This is a genomic window from Dyella sp., assembly GCF_051962475.1.
GTDB lineage: Bacteria > Pseudomonadota > Gammaproteobacteria > Xanthomonadales > Rhodanobacteraceae > Dyella_A.
Window position 1 is genome coordinate 34,152 of record NZ_JBQCCF010000017.1, and the last position, 17,595, is coordinate 51,746.

The 17,595-nt window shown below is 66.6% G+C and carries 11 protein-coding genes; 8 read left to right on the top strand and 3 right to left on the bottom strand.

What is annotated here, in order from left to right:
- Nucleotides 1-64 precede the first annotated feature (64 nt).
- The 6 genes from fusA (at nt 65) to ACTHJF_RS03370 (ending at nt 10,966) form a co-directional block, all read left to right on the top strand.
- Entirely contained in the window at nt 65-2,206 is a 2,142-nt protein-coding gene (fusA, locus tag ACTHJF_RS03345; protein ID WP_440265839.1) for an elongation factor G, read from the top strand.
- Between the two features lie 235 nt (nt 2,207-2,441).
- Nucleotides 2,442-5,357 carry a TonB-dependent receptor gene (locus tag ACTHJF_RS03350; RefSeq protein WP_440265858.1) on the top strand — a complete coding sequence of 972 codons (2,916 nt, stop codon included), beginning with the start codon at nt 2,442-2,444 and terminating at the stop codon, nt 5,355-5,357.
- Nucleotides 5,358-5,469: 112 nt separating this feature from the next.
- Nucleotides 5,470-6,879 (top strand): M20/M25/M40 family metallo-hydrolase, encoded by a 1,410-nt coding sequence (locus ACTHJF_RS03355; RefSeq protein ID WP_440265840.1) that lies wholly within the window; start codon nt 5,470-5,472, stop codon nt 6,877-6,879.
- Between the two features lie 179 nt (nt 6,880-7,058).
- Complete coding sequence (locus ACTHJF_RS03360) at nt 7,059-7,676, top strand: hypothetical protein (RefSeq protein ID WP_440265841.1); 618 nt, start codon at nt 7,059-7,061, stop codon at nt 7,674-7,676.
- A 652-nt stretch (nt 7,677-8,328) separates the two neighbouring features.
- Nucleotides 8,329-9,930, top strand: a complete 1,602-nt coding sequence (locus ACTHJF_RS03365) for a peptide chain release factor 3 (RefSeq protein WP_440265842.1) — start codon at nt 8,329-8,331, stop codon at nt 9,928-9,930.
- 130 nt (nt 9,931-10,060) lie between these two features.
- Nucleotides 10,061-10,966 (top strand): lysostaphin resistance A-like protein, encoded by a 906-nt coding sequence (locus tag ACTHJF_RS03370; RefSeq protein ID WP_440265843.1) that lies wholly within the window; start codon nt 10,061-10,063, stop codon nt 10,964-10,966.
- A gap of 3 nt (nt 10,967-10,969) precedes the next feature.
- Here ACTHJF_RS03370 and ACTHJF_RS03375 read toward each other — a convergent pair whose 3' ends face one another.
- From ACTHJF_RS03375 to ACTHJF_RS03385, 3 genes are all read right to left on the bottom strand, one after another.
- Nucleotides 10,970-11,443 (bottom strand): hotdog fold domain-containing protein, encoded by a 474-nt coding sequence (locus tag ACTHJF_RS03375; protein ID WP_440265844.1) that lies wholly within the window; start codon nt 11,441-11,443, stop codon nt 10,970-10,972.
- A 63-nt stretch (nt 11,444-11,506) separates the two neighbouring features.
- Nucleotides 11,507-13,981, bottom strand: coding sequence for an acyl-CoA dehydrogenase (locus ACTHJF_RS03380; protein ID WP_440265845.1), 2,475 nt, complete (start codon nt 13,979-13,981; stop codon nt 11,507-11,509).
- A gap of 32 nt (nt 13,982-14,013) precedes the next feature.
- The gene (locus ACTHJF_RS03385) at nt 14,014-14,898 is read right to left on the bottom strand and encodes an alpha/beta fold hydrolase (RefSeq protein WP_440265846.1); all 885 of its coding nucleotides are present in this window, start codon (nt 14,896-14,898) and stop codon (nt 14,014-14,016) included.
- A 108-nt stretch (nt 14,899-15,006) separates the two neighbouring features.
- Between ACTHJF_RS03385 and ACTHJF_RS03390 the strand changes: the two genes are divergently transcribed.
- Nucleotides 15,007-15,585 carry a TetR/AcrR family transcriptional regulator gene (locus tag ACTHJF_RS03390; protein ID WP_431635845.1) on the top strand — a complete coding sequence of 193 codons (579 nt, stop codon included), beginning with the start codon at nt 15,007-15,009 and terminating at the stop codon, nt 15,583-15,585.
- Nucleotides 15,586-15,711: 126 nt separating this feature from the next.
- Nucleotides 15,712-17,493 (top strand): phosphoenolpyruvate carboxykinase (GTP), encoded by a 1,782-nt coding sequence (locus ACTHJF_RS03395; RefSeq protein ID WP_440265847.1) that lies wholly within the window; start codon nt 15,712-15,714, stop codon nt 17,491-17,493.
- Nucleotides 17,494-17,595: the final 102 nt, after the last annotated feature.

Sequence of the window (17,595 nt, forward strand, 5' to 3'; positions counted from 1 at the left end):
ATGGGGCAGCACGAGCGCTGTCCTGCTCACGCTTCCCTTAAAACGCACCTACGGAACTCCGACAGTGGCCCGACAGAAACCCCTCAAGCTCTACCGCAACATCGGCATCATTGCGCACATCGACGCCGGCAAGACGACGACCACCGAGCGTGTCCTGTACTACACCGGCAAGAAGCACCAGATCGTCGACGTGCATGACACCAAGGACGGCAAGGGCTCGACCACGACCGATTACCTGGAGCAGGAGCGCAAGCGCGGCATCACCATCCAGTCGGCCGCCGTGTCGACCGAGTGGAAGGGCCATCAGATCAACGTGATCGACACCCCGGGGCACGTGGACTTCACCATCGAGGTGAACCGCTCGCTGCGCGTGCTGGACGGCGCCGTGGTGGTGTTCGACGGCGTTGCCGGCGTGGAGCCGCAGACCGAGACCAACTGGCGCCTGGCCGACCAGTACAACGTGCCGCGCATGTGCTACGTCAACAAGATGGACCGCATTGGCGCGAACTTTAAGCACTGCGTGGACGGCATCCGCAACCGCCTGGGCGCCAACGCCGTGCTGTGCCAGGTTCCGCTGGGCAGCCACGACGAATTCATCGGCATGGCCGACCTGATCGCCGGTCTTGGCTACATCTGGCTGGGTGACGACAAGGACAGCAAGTGGGAGAGCGTGCCGCTCGACCAGGTGGCCGACCACCCGAAGGTGAAGGCGTTCCAGTCCGCTGCCGACAAGGAGTGGGTGGCCAACCTCGCCGCGCTGCGTGAACAGAGCATCGAGACCGCCGTCGAGATGGACGACGACGCCATGGACGCCTACCTGTCCTCGGGCGAGATCCCCTCGCTGGAGAAGCTCAAGGAGTGCATCCGCAAGGGTTGCGTGGCCGGCAAGCTGGTGCCGGTGTTCTGCGGCTCCTCGTACCGCAACAAGGGCGTGCAGCAGTTGCTGGACGGCGTGATCGACTACATGCCGTTCCCGGGCGAGAACGGCGGCATCTCCATGGTGGACGAGGATGGCCACGTCATCGGCGAGCAGGAAGTGACCGACGACGCGCCGGTGCGCGCGCTGGCCTTCAAGGTGATCAACGACCAGTTCGGCACGCTCACCTTCACCCGCATCTACTCCGGCGTGATCAAGAAGGGCGACACCCTGCAGAACGTCACCCGCGGCAAGAAGGAGCGCATCGGCCGCATCGTGGAAGTGCAGGCGAACGCCACCAAGGAAATCGACGAGGTCCGCGCCGGCGACATCTGCGCGTTCGTCTCGCTGAAGGAAACCGAGACCGGTGACTCGCTCACCGATCCGGGCCATCCGGTGCTGCTGGAGCGCATGCGCTTCCCGGACCCGGTGATCAGCGTGTCGGTGGAGCCGAAGAGCCGCAACGACGTCGACAAGATGTCCACCGCGCTCTACAAGATGGTGAAGGCCGACCCGTCGCTGAAGCTGGAAGTGGACAAGGAAACCGGGCAGACCGTGCTCAAGGGTATGGGCGAGCTGCACCTGGAAATCACCATCGACCGCATGCGCACCGAGCTGGGCGTGGACGCGAACATGGGCAAGCCCAAGGTCAGCTTCCGCGAAGCCTTCGGCAACACCGTCGAGCACACCTACACCCACAAGAAGCAGTCCGGTGGTTCGGGCCAGTTCGCCGAAGTGAAGATGATCTTCGAGCCGGGCGAGCCGGGTTCGGGCGTGGTGTTCTCCGACGAGATCGTCGGTGGCCGCGTGCCGCGCGAGTACATCCCGGCCGTGCAGCACGCGATCGAGGTGGAGTCGCGCCAGGGCCAGGTGGCCGGTTACGAAGTGCTCGACTTCAAGGCGCGCCTGGTGGACGGCAAGTACCACGACGTCGACTCGTCGGCGCTGGCCTTCGAAATCGCCGGCCGCCAGTGCTTCCGCGAAGCGCAGCGCATGTCCAAGCCTAAGCTGCTCGAGCCGATCATGAGCCTGGAAGTGGTGACCGAGGCCGATTACCTCGGCGACATCATCGGCGACATCAACCGTCGTCGCGGCTCGGTCAGCGACCAGGGCCAGAAGGGTCCGCAGGCCTTCGTGCAGGGCTTCGTGCCGCTGGCGGAGATGTTCGGCTACATCAACTTCCTGCGTTCGGCCACCTCCGGCCGCGGCACCTTCACGATGATCTTCGATCACTACGAGGAAGTGCCGGCGAACCTGGTCGACAAGCTGATGGAGAAGGAGGCGAAGTAAGCTCTCGCCCCCCAAGTACACCGGCTTCACAGCCGGTGACGGAAAAAGCCCGGAGAGCGATCTCCGGGCTTTTTTTGTACCTGTCGCAACTTCATGCGAGCGCGCAAGTGGCCTTGTGCATCACTTGGTGCATCGCATGGTGACAAGGCTGCATGCGCTCGCCGATGCTCCGCGCCCACCGGTGAAGCAGGGGATTGCCGGCACCATCGACTCGTCGTCTTTCAGGGAGATCACCATGTACATCGGTCACTCACGCGGTGCGACCGCCCTACGCCCCCAGCCTCGCCGGCACCGGCTCGCGCTGGCCTGCCAGACGGCTTTGTTCGGGCTGCTCGTCGCCGGCGCTGCGAAGGCACAGGACACGCCACCGACGCCACCCGCGCAGCAGCAGAACGAATCGAGCACGCCGGCGAATCCCACGCCGTCGACGAAAAAGCCCGCCAAACCCGGCGCCACCACGCTGCAGACGGTGGTCGTCACCGGCATTCGCGGCAGCATCGAAAGCTCGATCAAGGCCAAGCAGAATTCCGACGACATCATCGAGGCGGTTTCGGCCGAGGACATCGGCAAGCTGCCCGACGCCAGCATCGCCGAGAGCCTGGCCCGCCTGCCCGGCTTGGCCACGCAGCGGCTGGACGGGCGCGCCAACGTGATCTCGATCCGCGGCCTGTCGCCTGACTTCGCCGGCACCACGCTCAACGGGCGCGAGCAGGCCACGATCGGCGAGAACCGCGGGGTGGAATACGACCAGTACCCCTCCGAGCTGATCAGCAGCGCCGCGGTCTACAAGACGCCCGATGCCAGCCTGATCGGCCAGGGCCTCTCCGGCACCGTCGACCTGCACACCATCCGCCCGCTCGATCTGGACAAGCGCACCGTCGTGCTCAACCTGCGCGGCGAGCACACCACCAACGGCAAGCTCAACCCCGGCTCGGGTGTGGGCGACATGGGCCACCGCGCCAGCTTCTCGTACATCGACCAGTTCCTCGACCACACGCTGGGCATCGCGGTCGGCTTCGCCCAGCTCGACTCGCCGATCCAGGAAAAGCAGTACCAGGCCTGGTGGTGGAGCGTGGACAACGGCCCGGCCGGCATCGACCAGAACTGGGGTGGGCCGCACACACCGGGCATGCCCGATAGCGTGATCTCGCAGGAAGGGATGCAGCTGCGCGCCAAGTCGGAGCAGCAGAAGCGCAACGGCCTGATGACGGTGATCGAGTGGGCGCCCGGCGAGCACTACCACTCGACGTTGGACCTCTACTACTCGACCTTCAACCAGCGCCAGACCACCAACGGCGTGCAGTGGTCGAGCAGCCCGTACGACAACGTCTCCTACGACAACGTCGGCACCGTGCCTTACCAGCCGTATCCGCTGGTCACCTCCGGCACCATCAACGGCATCGCGCCGATCCTGCAGAACCAGTTCAACAAGGAGCACGACAAGCTGTTCTCCGCCGGCTGGAACAACCAGTACGACTTCGGCAACGAATGGCAGGCCTCGGCCGACCTCTCCTATTCCACCGCCAAGAAGAGGCTGCACGACGCCTACCTGTTTGCCGGCCTGCCGAACGGTGGCCTCACCAGCGTGCAGTTCCAGACGCCGATCGGCGATGGCTATCCGCACTTCACACCCGGCGTGGACCTGGCCAACCCGGCCAACCTCGTGTTCACCGATCCGGACAACTACGGCTACAACGGCCGCGAGGAGTTCGACCGCCAGAAGGACACCATCAAGGCGATCCGGCTGGAGGCCACCCGCACGCTGGGCTGGATCTTCTCCAGCATGAACCTGGGCGCGGACTACTCCGACCGCACTAAGGTGAAGTCGGCGGACGTCTATTTCGCCTGGCTCAACGGCAACGGCTCCACCGCCGGTACCTATGACCACACCTTCGGCACGCCGATCGATCCGGGCCTGCTCTATGGCCCCACGTCCTTGAGCTACGGCGGCATTCCCGGTGCGCTCAACTACGACGTGCTCGGCGCACTGCACAGCCAGTTCTACGTCACCCAGCGCAACGGCCTGGCCGACTACAACCGCAACTACACCGTGCGCGAAAAGGTGCCGGTGGCCTACGCCAAGTTCAACATCGACAGCCACCTGGGCGACGTGCCGCTGCGCGGCAACGTGGGCGTGCAGTTTGTGCGCACCGACCAGTCCTCGCAGGCGCTGCAGACCAACGGCGACACCCTGGTGGGCCGCATCGCCGACGGCGCGAAGTACAACGAGGTGCTGCCCAGCCTGAACCTTGTCGCCCAGCTCACCGACCACCAGGTGCTGCGCTTCGGCCTGGCCAAGACCATGGCGCGCGGGCGCATCGACGACGAGAAGGTCGCCACCTCGGCGAGCGTGTTCCAGGTAAAGGACGGCCCGGCCGCCGGCCAGGTGCTGTGGTCGGGCAGCGGCGGCAATCCCAAGCTCAAGCCGTACATCGCGGTGGGCACCGACCTCTCGTGGGAGAACTACTTCGGTACGTCCAGCTACGTCGCGGTGGCCGTGTTCAACAAGAACCTGCTGAACTACATCTACAACCAGACCACGCTCGACTACGATTTCTCCCACTACACCAACGACAACCCCACGCTCACGCCATCGAGCAACATCGGCTCGTTCACCCGGCCAGAGAACGGCACCGGCGGCAAGATGCAGGGCCTGGAGCTGTCCGGCGCACTGGAAGGCGGCCTGCTGGCGGACGCACTCGATGGCTTTGGCGTGCAGGCGAACTTTTCGCTGACCAACAGCAACATCCCCAAGAGCTCGGTGTCGTCCATTCCGGGCGGGCCGGCGACGCTGCCCGGCCTCTCGCGCAAGGTGGCGAACCTCGCCCTGTACTACGAAAAGCACCGCTTCTCCGCGCGCATCGCCGAGCGCTACCGCTCCTCCTTCACCGGCGAGGCGGTGGCCCTGTTCGACCAGCTCGGCTACACCCGCGTGCTGGCCAACAAGCAGACCGATCTGCAACTGGGCTACGCCTTCGACGAAGGACGCTGGAACGGCCTGTCGATCCTGCTGCAGGTGAACAACCTCACCAACACGCCCGACAAGACTCAGCAGATCGCAGGCCTGCCGAACAGCGTCCAGGTGGCGCGCCCGCTGGAGTACGACACCTGGGGCCGCACGCTGATGTTCGGCGTGAACTACAAGCTCTGACCGATTGCGCCGGCCCGGGAACTGCCCGGGTCGGCGCAATCCGGTGCATGCGCCTGCGCGGCCGCGCATACTCCGAGAACGTGCAATCACGCGCCTCGGGGAGAACCATCGGATGAAAGCAGCACTCGCCTTGCGGCCCCTGGCCGCCCTGCTCGCGCTCGGCCTGACCGGCACCGCCGCACTGGCCGCGCCGCCGCACGTGCCGATGCAGACCCGCGAACTGGGCGAGGCCATGGCCATGCTGCGCCACGCGATCAGTGTGCCCACGGTCAAGGGCAACCACCAGGTGCCGGCACTGGCGGCCTACTTCGCCGACCAGCTCAAGGCGGGCGGCTTCGCCGCGGGCGACATCGAGATCATCCCGGTCGGCGAAACCGCCGCGCTGGCCGCCCGCTACCGCGGCACCGGACACGGCAAGCCGATCTACCTGTCCGGCCACATGGACGTGGTGGCCGCCAAGCGCTCCGACTGGACGCGTGACCCGTTCACCCTGATCCAGGAGAACGGCTACCTCTACGGCCGCGGCACCGCCGACATGAAGACCGCCGCGGTGGTGATGGTGGAAACCCTGATCCGTCTCAAGCGCGAGGGCTTCCAGCCCAGCCGCGACATCGTGCTGCTGCTGTCGGGCGACGAAGAGACCGACATGGCCACCACCCGCGAGCTGGCCAAGCGCTACCACGACGCCGAATTCCTGCTCAACGCCGACGCCGGCGGCGGCACACTGGACCCGGCCAGCGGCAAGCCCGTGGTCTACCAGATCCAGGCCGCCGAAAAGACCTATGCCGACTTCCGCATCACCCTCACCTCGCCCGGCGGCCACTCCAGCGAACCGACCGCCGACAACGCCATCTACCGCCTGGCCAAGGTGATCGACCGCGTGGGCGGCTACGCCTTCCCGCCGATGATCAACGACATCACCCGCGCCTCGCTGCGCGCCACCGGCGCCCACACGCCCGGCGCGCTGGGCGAGGCGATGACGCGCTACGCCGCCCATCCGGACGACGCCGCCGCAGCCGCCACCATCTCCGCCGACCCGGCCTACGTGGGGCAGATCCGCACCACCTGCGTGGCGACCATGCTCGACGGCGGCCACGCGCTCAACGCCCTGCCGCAGAGCGCCAGCGTCAACGTCAACTGCCGTATCTTCCCCGGCACCCCGGTGGCGAGCGTGCGCGACACCCTGACCAAGGTGATCGACGACCCCAGCGCCAGCATCACCGTGCTGCCGCCCCCGCCCGTGGAAAGCCCCGCCTCACCGCTGCGCCCGGATGTGATCGCCGCCGTCACCGACGCCGTGCACGCGCGCTTCCCCGGCGTGGAAATCGCCCCCGGCATGTCCGCCGGTGCCTCCGACAGCATGTACTTCCGCAACGCCGGCGTCCCCAGCTACGGCGTCGATGCCGCCTTCACCAAACCCGACGACACCTTCGCTCACGGCCTAAACGAAAAGCTGCCCGCCTCGGAAGTGGGCGCGGGGCTGGAGTTCTGGCACAGGGTGTTGATGCAACTTGCGAAGTAAGGGGCAGCCTCTCAGCAATGCCGCATCAAGAGCCCGGGATTCCCGGGCTTTTTGTAGCCGTTTACGCAGCTGCCGTAATGTCTGCTTTCGACCCAGGGCGGACGGCTCTGAATTGAGGCATGGGCGGAAAGAAAGATGGAAAGGCCCTACCCGAGGCGCCACGATACGGAGGCAGAGCTATGCACTTCGACTTGCATTTGGAACAGGGGAAATTGACGCGGGAGATCAACGAGGTCTACCACGTCCATGGGGACCACCCAGCGTATGAATACCTCAAGCACGCATGCCTTTCCTTCGAAACCATGGGAATTGCCGCATCGGTACGTAAAAATCTTCCACCGCCCGATTCAGGTCATTTGAGTCTTCCGTGCAAAGGCTTTGCCTGCACAGTTGTCCTTCCTGCGCACGGCTTGGTCGATTTGGCTCTGACTGAGCAGCCTGGCGGCAGACCTTTCATAGAAATCACCTACGAATGGAACAGTGAGCGGCCGAGAGCGACGTGGGCCTTTGGCATTCGAAGATGGATGGAACTGACACTTGCTTCCAGCTTTGTCCAGTTGTACGAGCAAAACAAAAGTCGCATCCATAAAAGAAGTACGAACATTGGAGCTCTGGCAAAAATAGTTCGCGACGCCTGCTCTCACGACTTCGTGATTTCCGTAAATAGGGCGGGGGCAGTGGAAGTTGATGGCATCCAAATCACCTTGGACGATCGAAACAAGTCCTTGTGGGATTTCTTTGACCTCGGAGACTTCTTTGTTCTTGCAATGCGAATGTTCAGCGAGCCCAAGAGGTAGCCGAACTCGGCGCGTCTGCAACCGGGTGCCTGGGAGGGCGATATGCGGCTTCGCTACCATTTTGCTCCAGCGTTGAAATTCCACTTCGGGCCGAACCGGGAACTTCGCTCGTCACAGCGATGGCAATCAAAACGCGAATTTCAGCGACCAGCTTTTCCACTGCCGCCATGCGTGGCAGAGCGAGTGCGCGCCAGGAAGGCGCGCTGCTCTACCCGGGGCCCCTGTGCGGCGGTGAGACGGGGACGACAGGCCGCGTAGCGGGAGTCGACAGGACGTCGACTCCTTTTCGCACGGGCAGGATGCCCGTTCGAAAAGCCCGGCCCCGGCTCACGGACTTGCCGGGCATGGATGCCCGGCAAGCGCCAAGCGGGGTGGCCTTTCTCTTTGGTTACTTTCTCTTTGGCCACGCAAAGAGAAAGTAACTCGGGCCCCGCAGGGGCACGAAAGCTTTTGCTCTCGCTTGTCGCTTGTTGCGTTTCGTTCCGCGCACGCACAGCAAACTGCATAAGAGCAGCCCCCTCACCCCAACCCTCTCCCCCGGCTTTGCCAGGGGAGAGGGAGCGAAGCGGGCTGAGGGAAGGATGGCGGCCCGGAGCCCAACTCCCCATCCACGCTACAATTACCGGTTCGCGCTCAAGCCGACCCGCTCCCCATGTCCACGCACCTCGACGAAACCCGCCGCCGCCGCACGTTCGCCATCGTCAGCCACCCTGACGCGGGTAAGACCACGCTAACCGAAAAGCTGCTGCTGTTCGGCGGCGCGATCCAGATGGCCGGCTCGGTGAAGGGACGCAAGGCCGCTCGCCACGCCACCTCCGACTGGATGGCGCTGGAGAAGGAGCGCGGCATCTCGGTGACCTCGTCGGTAATGCAGTTCCCGTACGAGGGGAAGATCGTCAACCTGCTCGACACGCCGGGCCACGCGGACTTCTCCGAGGACACCTACCGCGTGCTCACCGCGGTGGACTCGGCGCTGATGGTGATCGACTGCGCCAAGGGCGTGGAGGAGCGCACGATCAAGCTGATGGAGGTGTGCCGCCTGCGCGACACGCCGATCATGACCTTCATCAACAAGCTCGACCGCGAGGGCCGCTCGCCGATCGAGTTGATGGACGAGGTGGAATCGGTGCTGGGCATCGCCTGCGCCCCGGTGACCTGGCCGATCGGCATGGGCAAGCGGTTGAAGGGCGTGTACCACCTGGTGCTGGACGAGGTGCACGTGTTCGAGCCGGGCAAGAACTTTACTCGGCAGGACTCGACCATCTTCAAGGGCCTGGACGCACCGGGGCTGGAGGAAGCGGTCGGCGCGGCCGCGCTGGCCGAGCTGCGCGAGGAGCTGGAGCTGGTGCAGGGCGCCGCGCCCTCGTTCGATATCCGTGAATACCTGGCCGGCAGGCTCACGCCGGTGTTCTTCGGCTCGGCGGTGAACAATTTCGGCGTGCAGCTGCTGCTGGACTTCTTCGTGGAGCACGCCCCCTCACCGCGCTCGCGCAGCACCTTGACCCGCGAGGTGTCGCCGGAAGAGGAGAAGCTCACCGGCTTCGTATTCAAGATCCAGGCGAACATGGACCCGGCGCACCGTGACCGCGTGGCGTTCATGCGCGTGTGCTCGGGCACCTACACCGCGGGCATGAAGATGATCCAGCCGCGCACTGGCAAGGAGGTACGCATCGCCAACGCGCTGACCTTCATGGCCTCGGACCGCGAGATCGTGGAGACCGCCTACCCGGGCGACGTGATCGGCCTGCACAACCACGGCACCATCACCATCGGCGACACCTTCACCGAAGGCGAGCTGCTGAGTTTCACCGGCATCCCCAACTTTGCGCCGGAGCTGTTCCGCCGGGCGCGGCTGCGCGATCCGCTGAAGATGAAGGCGCTGCAGAAGGGTCTGGCGCAGCTGTCGGAGGAAGGCGCCACCCAGTTCTTCCGCCCGCTGATGTCCAACGACCTGATCCTGGGCGCGGTCGGCGTGCTGCAGTTCGACGTGGTGGCGTACCGGCTGAAGGACGAATACAACGTCGAAGCGACGTTCGAGCCGGTGAGCGTGGCCACCGCACGCTGGGTGCACTGTGACGACGAGAAGAAGCTGGCGGAGTTCCGCGAGAAGAACGCGATGAACCTGGCCATCGATGCCGCCGGCGAACTGGTCTATATCGCGCCCACCCGGGTCAACCTGCAGCTGGCGCAGGAACGCTGGCCGCAGGTGCGCTTCTCGGCGACGCGCGAGCATGCCGCCGCGGTGGACGCCTGAGTCGATAGCCGCGGGCGGCCCGTCGCGCCGGCGGCAGGATCTTGCATTGCCCCATCCCCTGCCGTCAGGCAGGGGATACGCACTGGCACGCGGTTGCTAGCATGCGCGCTCCATCCAGGGGGCCTACCGCATGTCGACCGCTTCGCTCGCTTTTTCCACGCCCGCCGGCAAACCGCGCTGGCAGCGCTGGCTGCTCTTCTCACCGCTCGCGCGGATCGTGATTTTCGTGATCCTGATGCTGGCGATGACCAAGGGCCTGGTGATCGTGCTGCACGCGTTCGGGCTGACCATGAAGGGCGCTTCGCCCGTGGTTGCTGGCTGGCTGCAGTTTGCGCTGCGGGCGGTTCCGGCGTTGATCGCGTACCTGGTGCTGGTCTACGGCATCGAACGCCGCCGCCCCGCCGAGCTGGCGTTGCGGCGCGTGGCGCCGGACGGACTGGCGGGCATCGTCGGCGGCACGGTGCTGTTCAGTGCGGTAGTCGGCGCGCTGTGGCTGCTGGGCAGCTATCACGTCACCGGATTCAACGCCCAGGCGGCGTGGCTACCGGCGCTGCTGACGGCGGGGCTGGGCGCGGGCATCGGCGAGGAGATCATGTTCCGCGGCGTGCTGTTCCGGATTGTCGAAGAGGGCCTGGGTACGTGGGCCGCGCTGGTGGTGTCGGCGCTGTTCTTCGGCGCGGTGCATATCTCCAACCCGGGCGCCACGCTGTGGAGTTCGGCGGCGATCGCGATCGAGGCAGGGCTGCTGTTCGGCATGCTCTATCACCTCACCCGCTCGCTGCCGCTGTGCATGGGTGTGCATGCAGCATGGAATTTCGCGCAGGGAACGATCTACGGCATTCCCGTGTCGGGGATGGCGGTCGATGGCTGGCTGGTTTCCAGCCGCTCCGGGCCGGATTGGTTGAGCGGCGGCGTGTTCGGCGCCGAGGCGTCGGTGGTGGCGCTGACCCTGTGCACCCTGTGCACGGTGGCGCTGTTCGCGGTCGCCCGCCGACGCGGTTCGATCGTGGCGCCGTCCTGGCGCCGGCGCGGCTGATCCTCAGCGCCCGCTGCGCGGGGATACCCACATGTCGATGCGGGCGCGGAACACTTCCTCGCCCGCGTCGTTGCGCACGCTGACGCGCACCGGCCAGGAATAGCCGGACGCCGCCTCGACCGCTGGCGCCTCCGGGGTGGCCGTGGCGTGCATGGTGCCGATTGCCTTGGCCAGGTATTCCACGGCCATGCCGCGCGGGATCCATCGCATCGCGGGTGGAATGGTGGCGTCGGTCATCACGCCCGCGCTCAGTTCGGCGACGTTGCACAGCGCAATGGCATGCACCGTGCCGATATGGTTGTGCACGCGGCGGCGGTCGCGGATGCGCACGACGCAGCGGCCGGGCTCCAGCGCGATGAAGCGCGGCCCGATGGTGGCGAAGTAAGGTGCCTTCAGGCACAACGCGCGCGCAAACAGCCAGTGGCCCAGCGGCCAGCGGGTGATGCGGCGATACAACGCGAGCACGTTCGACGACATGACGCCCTCCCGAAAAAGAACAGCGGCCGCAGGGCCGCTGTTCGATCGCTGTGGTGACCGCCCTCAGGCGGCGTCGGCCAGCCCCTTGCCGGTGGGCTCGTCGCGTACCACCGCCGCACGCAGCTCCTTCGGGTCGAAGTCGTCGACCGAGATGAACTCGAAGCTGGCGTCGCGCACCCGCTTGAGCAGGGCCGCCTCGCCTTCAGTGATGGCCGCAGCCTTCACTGCCTCCAGCAGCTGGCTGTCGTAATCGCGCGAAACGAACTGACCGGCCTTCTGCGCCTTCTGGAACTTGCGCTCCACCGGCTCAGCGGCGATCACGTCCGGCAGCAACGCGCACATGCGACCCACCGTGTTGTTGGCGGTGGGGGTGAGGTAGGCCCACTGGGTCAGGCGGTCACGTGCTTCGCCCGGCGCCGTGATGAGCGCCGCCACGCGGCGACCCAGGCGATCCGACGGCGGCACTTCGCGACGGCCGAACGGGAACACCAGCACCCGCAGCAGCCAGCCGACCGGACGAACCGGGAAGTTGCGGATCGCGCCGTCCAGCGCCATCTGCATGCGCCATACGCACTCGTGGAAGGCCCAGGCCAGCAGCGGGCGATCCGCCTCGGGGCGGCCGGTGTCCTCGTAGCGCTTGAGCATGGCGCTGGCGATGTAGAGGTAGCTGAGCACGTCGCCCAGGCGCGCGGAGAGCTTCTCCTTGAACTTCAGCTTGCCGCCGAGCACGCCCATGAACACGTCCGCACACAGAGCCAGGGCGGCGGAGTAGCGGTTGAGCTTGCGGTAGTAGCGGCGGGTATACGCGTCGCCCGCGGCGTCGCCGATCGCCGAGCCGGTAATACCCAAGGTGAAGCTGCGCACCGCGTTGGAGATGCCGAAACCGATGTGGCCGAACAACGCACGGTCGAAGGTCTTCAGGCGGTCACCGTAGTCGGCGATCGACAGCGCCTGCATTTCCTTCAGCACGTACGGATGGCAGCGGATCGCGCCCTGGCCGAAGATCATCAGGCTGCGCGTCATGATGTTCGCGCCTTCCACGGTAATCGCGATCGGCACGCCCTGCCACGAACGACCGGCGTAATTCTTCGGACCGAGCTGCACGCCCTTGCCGCCGTGCACGTCCATCGCGTCGCCGGCCACAATGCGGCCCCACTCGGTGGCGTGGTACTTGGCGATCGCCGAGGGCACCGCCGGCTTCTCGCCGCGATCCACCGCTGCCGCGGTCGCACGCGACAGCGCCGCGGTGGCATAGGTCAAGCCACCGATGCGGGCCAGCGCCTCTTCGACACCTTCGAAGCGGGCGATGGACAGCCCAAACTGTTTGCGCAGGCGCGCATAGGCGCCGGTGGCGGCCACCGCCATGCGCACGCCGCCGGTGGCATTGGAGGGCAGCGAAATCGCGCGGCCCACCGACAGGCACTCCACCAGCATGCGCCAGCCGTGGCCGGCCATGTGCGGGCCACCGATCAGCGTGGTGAGCGGCGCGAACACGTCCTTGCCGTGCACCGGGCCGTTCTGGAACGGGATGTTCAGCGGGAAGTGGCGACGACCGATCTGCAGCCCCGGCGTGGAGCGCGGCAGCAATGCGAGCGTGATGCCGAGGTCTTCCTTGTCGCCCAGCAGGTGCTCCGGGTCGTACATGCGGAAGGCCAGGCCGACCACGGTGGCGATCGGCGCCAGCGTGATGTAGCGCTTATCGAAGGTGAGTTTCACGCCCAGCCTCTCGACGCCGTCGACCACCTGCTTGCAGACGATGCCGTAATCGGTGAGCGAGGTGGCGTCCGAGCCGGCGTACGGGCCGGTGAGCGCGAAACAGGGAATCTCCTCGCCGACGGCCAGGCGCGGCAGGTAGTGGTTCTTCTGCTCTTCGCTGCCGTAGTGCAGCAGCAGCTCGGCCGGACCGAGCGAATTGGGCACCGCGACGGTGGAAGCCACCGTAGCCGACATTGTCGCCAGCTTCTGCAGCACCGCCGAGTGCGCCAGCGCGGAGAACTGCAGGCCGCCGTACTGCTTGGGAATGATCATGCCGAAGAACTTGTTCTTCTTGATGAACTCCCACACCGGCGGCGGCAGGTCGCCGAGCTCGTGAGTGATCTGCCAGTCGTCGATCATCGCGCACAGTTGCTCGACCGGGCCATCGAGGAAGGCCTGCTCCTCTACGCTGAGCTCCGGCTTGGGCTGGCTGAGCAGCTGGTGCCAGTCCGGCTTGCCCGAGAACAGCTCGCCCTCGAAGCCGACCGTGCCGGCCTCCAGCGCGGTCTGCTCAGTGTCTGAGAGCTTCGGCGTAACCTTGGCGAAGATCTTCAAGAGCGGCGCGCTGATCTGGCGACGGCGGAACGCCGGCATCAGCAGCGGCACCGCGATGGCCGCTTCGATGATCAGCAGCACCACAGTGGTTACGGGCGCGCCGGCCAGCAGACCGACCACCAGGGTGGTGACACCCGTGGCGATCGCCCACGTGCGCAGGCCGGTGCGGTGGTAGGCGCAGGCGCCGGAAGCGATCAGCGCCGCCAGCAGGGTCAATATCACGGACATCTCGACACCCTCGTTGCAGTTTACGTTGGGGTTCAACCCGCCACGACGCCCGCGGGGGCGTCATGACGATGCAGCTCGCCGACGAACGCTGCGATCTCACGCGTGAACGCGTCGTTCGCATCGCCCGCCAGCATGTGCGTGGCGGCCGGCAGCTCCACATGGCGTGCATGCGGTACCAGCTGCAGGAATTCGTTCACCGTGTCGCGCGACACCACGTCGCTGCGTCCGCCGGACAGCAGCAGTACCGGCACATCGACCTTCGCCGCGGCGGCCATCAGGCGCGGCTGGTAGCGCTCGCTCTCGCTGACCACGCCAGCCAGCAGGGCCGGATCCCAGTGCCAGCGCAGGCGGCCGTCGGCGCCCTCGCGCAGCAGCGGGCGCAGCTGGTCTTCGCTCTTGCGCTCGCGGCGCTGCGGCAGATAGGCGGCGATCGCCTCGGCGGCGTGGGCATAGTCGACAAAGCCGTCCGGGTGCTCTTGCATGAAAGCTAGGATGCGCTCCACCCCGGCGGTCTCCCAGCGCGGAGTGATGTCCACCAGCACCAGGGCGCGAAACGGCGTCGGCCGAATTTCGCCCGCGACCACCAGGCCGAGCAGACCGCCCATCGACGCGCCGACCAGCACCGGGGGCCGGGGCTGGGCGAAGGCCACGGTGATCAGATCGGTGGCGAACTGGTCCATGTGGTACTGGCCATCGGGGAGCCGATCGCTTTCGCCGTGGCCACGGCTGTCGAAGCTCACGCAGCGGCAACCTGCCCCAGCGAGCGCATCCGCGCTGGCGGCCCAGGCTCCGCGCGTCTGGCCGAAGCCGTGGGCGAACAGCAGCACCGGGTCGCCTGCCGGGTGGCGCGTCTCCACCGACAGCGCCAGGCCATCGGCAGTAGGGAGGCGCGTCACTTCGGGCAAAGGCTTGACCATACGCACGAGTATGGGTTGCGATGAGCACCGGCGTCAACTCGCGCCGCACCATGGCGCACGTGGCGCGCTGCACATTGCAATGAGGGGGGCGCCGGCTACCATACGCCGATGAATGCAAACGCCAAATCCGAACGGACCCGCCTCAGCGCCGAGGACTGGGAAGAGGCTGCGCTGCAGCTGATTGCCGAGCAGGGCGTCAACGCGGTGGCGGTCGAGGCACTGGCCCGCCAGCTTGGCGTCACCAAGGGCAGCTTCTATTGGCACTTCCGCACCCGCGAAGCGCTGGTGCAGGCCGCGCTCGAGCGCTGGGAACTTTACGCCGAGCGCGAGATCATCAGCCAGATCGAGGCCATCCCCGACCCGCGCGTGCGCCTGCCCGAGCTGTTCCGCCGCGTGGCACACGAGCTGCAGCCGCACCGCGTCTACGCCGCGCTGCTGAAGGCGCTGGACCATCCGCAGGTGGTGCCGGTGATGGCGCGGGTCTCGCAGCGCCGGATGGAGTTTCTGCACACGGCCTACCGCGAGGCGGGCATGCCGCCGGCCGAGGCGATCAATCGCGCGCGCCTCACCTATGCCGCCTACGTCGGCTTCCTGCAGCTGAACTTCACGCTCGGCCTGCCGCGCATCAGCCACGAGGAATTCGACGCCTACGTCGAGCACATGATCGCGACACTGATTCCGGCCTGATAGGCGCTCCGCGCGACCAGAACGGCGCCTTCGGGCGCCGTTTTTGCTGCACCCTTCCTTGCAATGCCAGTGCACGTAAACTAGCGTGCGCGCTTCTTTTTCTGGCAAGACCACGGTGAGGAGCACATGGCAAGTTCGCTGCAGGTATTGGAAAGCTGGGTCAACCAGACGGCAGCGCGCACGCGTCCGGCGCGGATCCACTGGTGCGATGGCTCCGATGCTGAATATGCCGCCCTCGTCGAGCAGATGCTGGCCAGCGGCGACTTGATCGAGCTGAACCAGCAGACCCATCCGGGCTGCTACCTACATCGCTCCAGCCCCTCGGACGTAGCACGCGTGGAACACCTCACCTTCGTCTGCACGCCCGAGCGCGAGGACGCCGGCCCGAACAACCACTGGATGGATCCGGCCGAGGCGCACGCGAAGATGGACGCGCTGTTCGACGGCTGCATGGAAGGCCGCACCATGTACGTCATCCCGTACTGCATGGGGCCGATCGAGTCGCCACTGTCGCGCTGCGGCGTGGAGATTACCGACAGCCCGTACGTAGTCGCCAACATGCGCACGATGACCCGCATGGGCGCCGCCGCACTGGCGCGCATCGAGTGCGAGGGCAGCTTCGTGAAGGGCCTGCACTCCACCGGCGAGTTGGACCCGGAGCGCCGCTTCATCATGCACTTCCCCGAGGAGCTGTCGATCCAGTCCTACGGCTCGGGATACGGCGGCAACGCCCTGCTCGGCAAGAAGTGCCACGCACTGCGCATCGCCAGCCACCAGGCTCGCCGCGAAGGCTGGTTGGCCGAACACATGCTGATCGTCGGTATCGAAAACCCGGCCGGCGACACGCACTACATCGCCGCCGCCTTCCCGTCGGCATGCGGCAAGACCAACTTGGCCATGCTGATCCCGCCGGAGGGCTATCGCCGGGATGGCTGGAAGGTGTGGACGGTGGGCGACGACATCTGCTGGATGCGCCCGGGCGAGGACGGCCGCCTCTACGCGATCAACCCGGAGGCCGGCTTCTTCGGCGTGGCGCCCGGTACCAGCGCCAACAGCAACCCGAACGCGCTGGCCAGTGTCGCGCGCGACACCATCTTCACCAACGTCGCGGTCACTGCCGACAACCAGCCGTGGTGGGAAGGCCTGCCCGGCGAGCCGATAACCGACTGGCAGGGTCGGCCGTACGACCCGGCCAACGGCCCGGCCGCGCACCCCAACGCCCGCTTCACGGTAAGCGCGCGGCAGTGTCCAACCTGGTCGGACAAGGCCGAAGATGCGCAGGGCGTGCCGATCAGCGCTATCGTCTTCGGCGGTCGTCGTCCGTCGCTGCTGCCGCTGGTGATGCAGGCGCGCGACTGGACCCACGGCGTGCTGATGGGCGCAGCGATGGGCTCGGAAACCACCGCGGCGGCGACCGGCGCGGTCGGCGTGCTGCGCCGCGACTCAATGGCAATGAAGCCGTTCTGCGGCTACCACTACGGCGACTACTTCGCACACTGGCTGTCGTTCGACCAGCCAGGCGCGCAGCTGCCGGCGATCTTCCACGTCAACTGGTTCCGCAAGGGCAAGGACGGCCGCTTCCTGTGGCCGGGCTTCGGCGACAACCTGCGCGTGCTGGAATGGATGATCGACCGCGTCGAAGGCCGCGCCCGCGGTACCGCCACGCCGGTCGGCACGGTGCCGCAGGCGGGTGAACTGCGGCTGGAAGGGCTCGGCCTGCCCGCGAGCGCTCTCAGCGAGCTGCTGCACATCGACGAGGCCGCCTGGCAGCAGGAACTCGAGGCGATCGGCGCCTACCTGGAGGAGTTCTCCCCTCGCCTGCCCGAGGCCCTGGCGCGCGAGCAGCAGCGGGTGGCCGATGCCTTGGCCAGCCGTCCCCGGACGTCGCGCAGCGCCGCCTCGGCCTGATGCACCCACCGGCCGGCGCCTCGCGCCGGCCGGCTCCAAACCTTTTTGCGTTGCGCCGCATCTGAGCTGGCAAGATGCCCACTGCCTGCCTCGCCAACGGAT

Bases quoted from the DNA above. Each gene is read 5' to 3' on its own strand.
- ACTHJF_RS03395 (WP_440265847.1), top strand. From the start codon at position 15,712: ATGGCAAGTTCGCTGCAGGTATTGGAAAGCTGGGTCAACCAGACGGCA.
- ACTHJF_RS03375 (WP_440265844.1), bottom strand. From the start codon at position 11,443: ATGTCGTCGAACGTGCTCGCGTTGTATCGCCGCATCACCCGCTGGCCG.
- ACTHJF_RS03365 (WP_440265842.1), top strand. From the start codon at position 8,329: ATGTCCACGCACCTCGACGAAACCCGCCGCCGCCGCACGTTCGCCATC.
- ACTHJF_RS03360 (WP_440265841.1), top strand. From the start codon at position 7,059: ATGCACTTCGACTTGCATTTGGAACAGGGGAAATTGACGCGGGAGATC.
- ACTHJF_RS03370 (WP_440265843.1), top strand. From the start codon at position 10,061: ATGTCGACCGCTTCGCTCGCTTTTTCCACGCCCGCCGGCAAACCGCGC.
- ACTHJF_RS03350 (WP_440265858.1), top strand. From the start codon at position 2,442: ATGTACATCGGTCACTCACGCGGTGCGACCGCCCTACGCCCCCAGCCT.
- ACTHJF_RS03390 (WP_431635845.1), top strand. From the start codon at position 15,007: ATGAATGCAAACGCCAAATCCGAACGGACCCGCCTCAGCGCCGAGGAC.
- ACTHJF_RS03355 (WP_440265840.1), top strand. From the start codon at position 5,470: ATGAAAGCAGCACTCGCCTTGCGGCCCCTGGCCGCCCTGCTCGCGCTC.
- ACTHJF_RS03385 (WP_440265846.1), bottom strand. From the start codon at position 14,898: ATGGTCAAGCCTTTGCCCGAAGTGACGCGCCTCCCTACTGCCGATGGC.
- ACTHJF_RS03380 (WP_440265845.1), bottom strand. From the start codon at position 13,981: ATGTCCGTGATATTGACCCTGCTGGCGGCGCTGATCGCTTCCGGCGCC.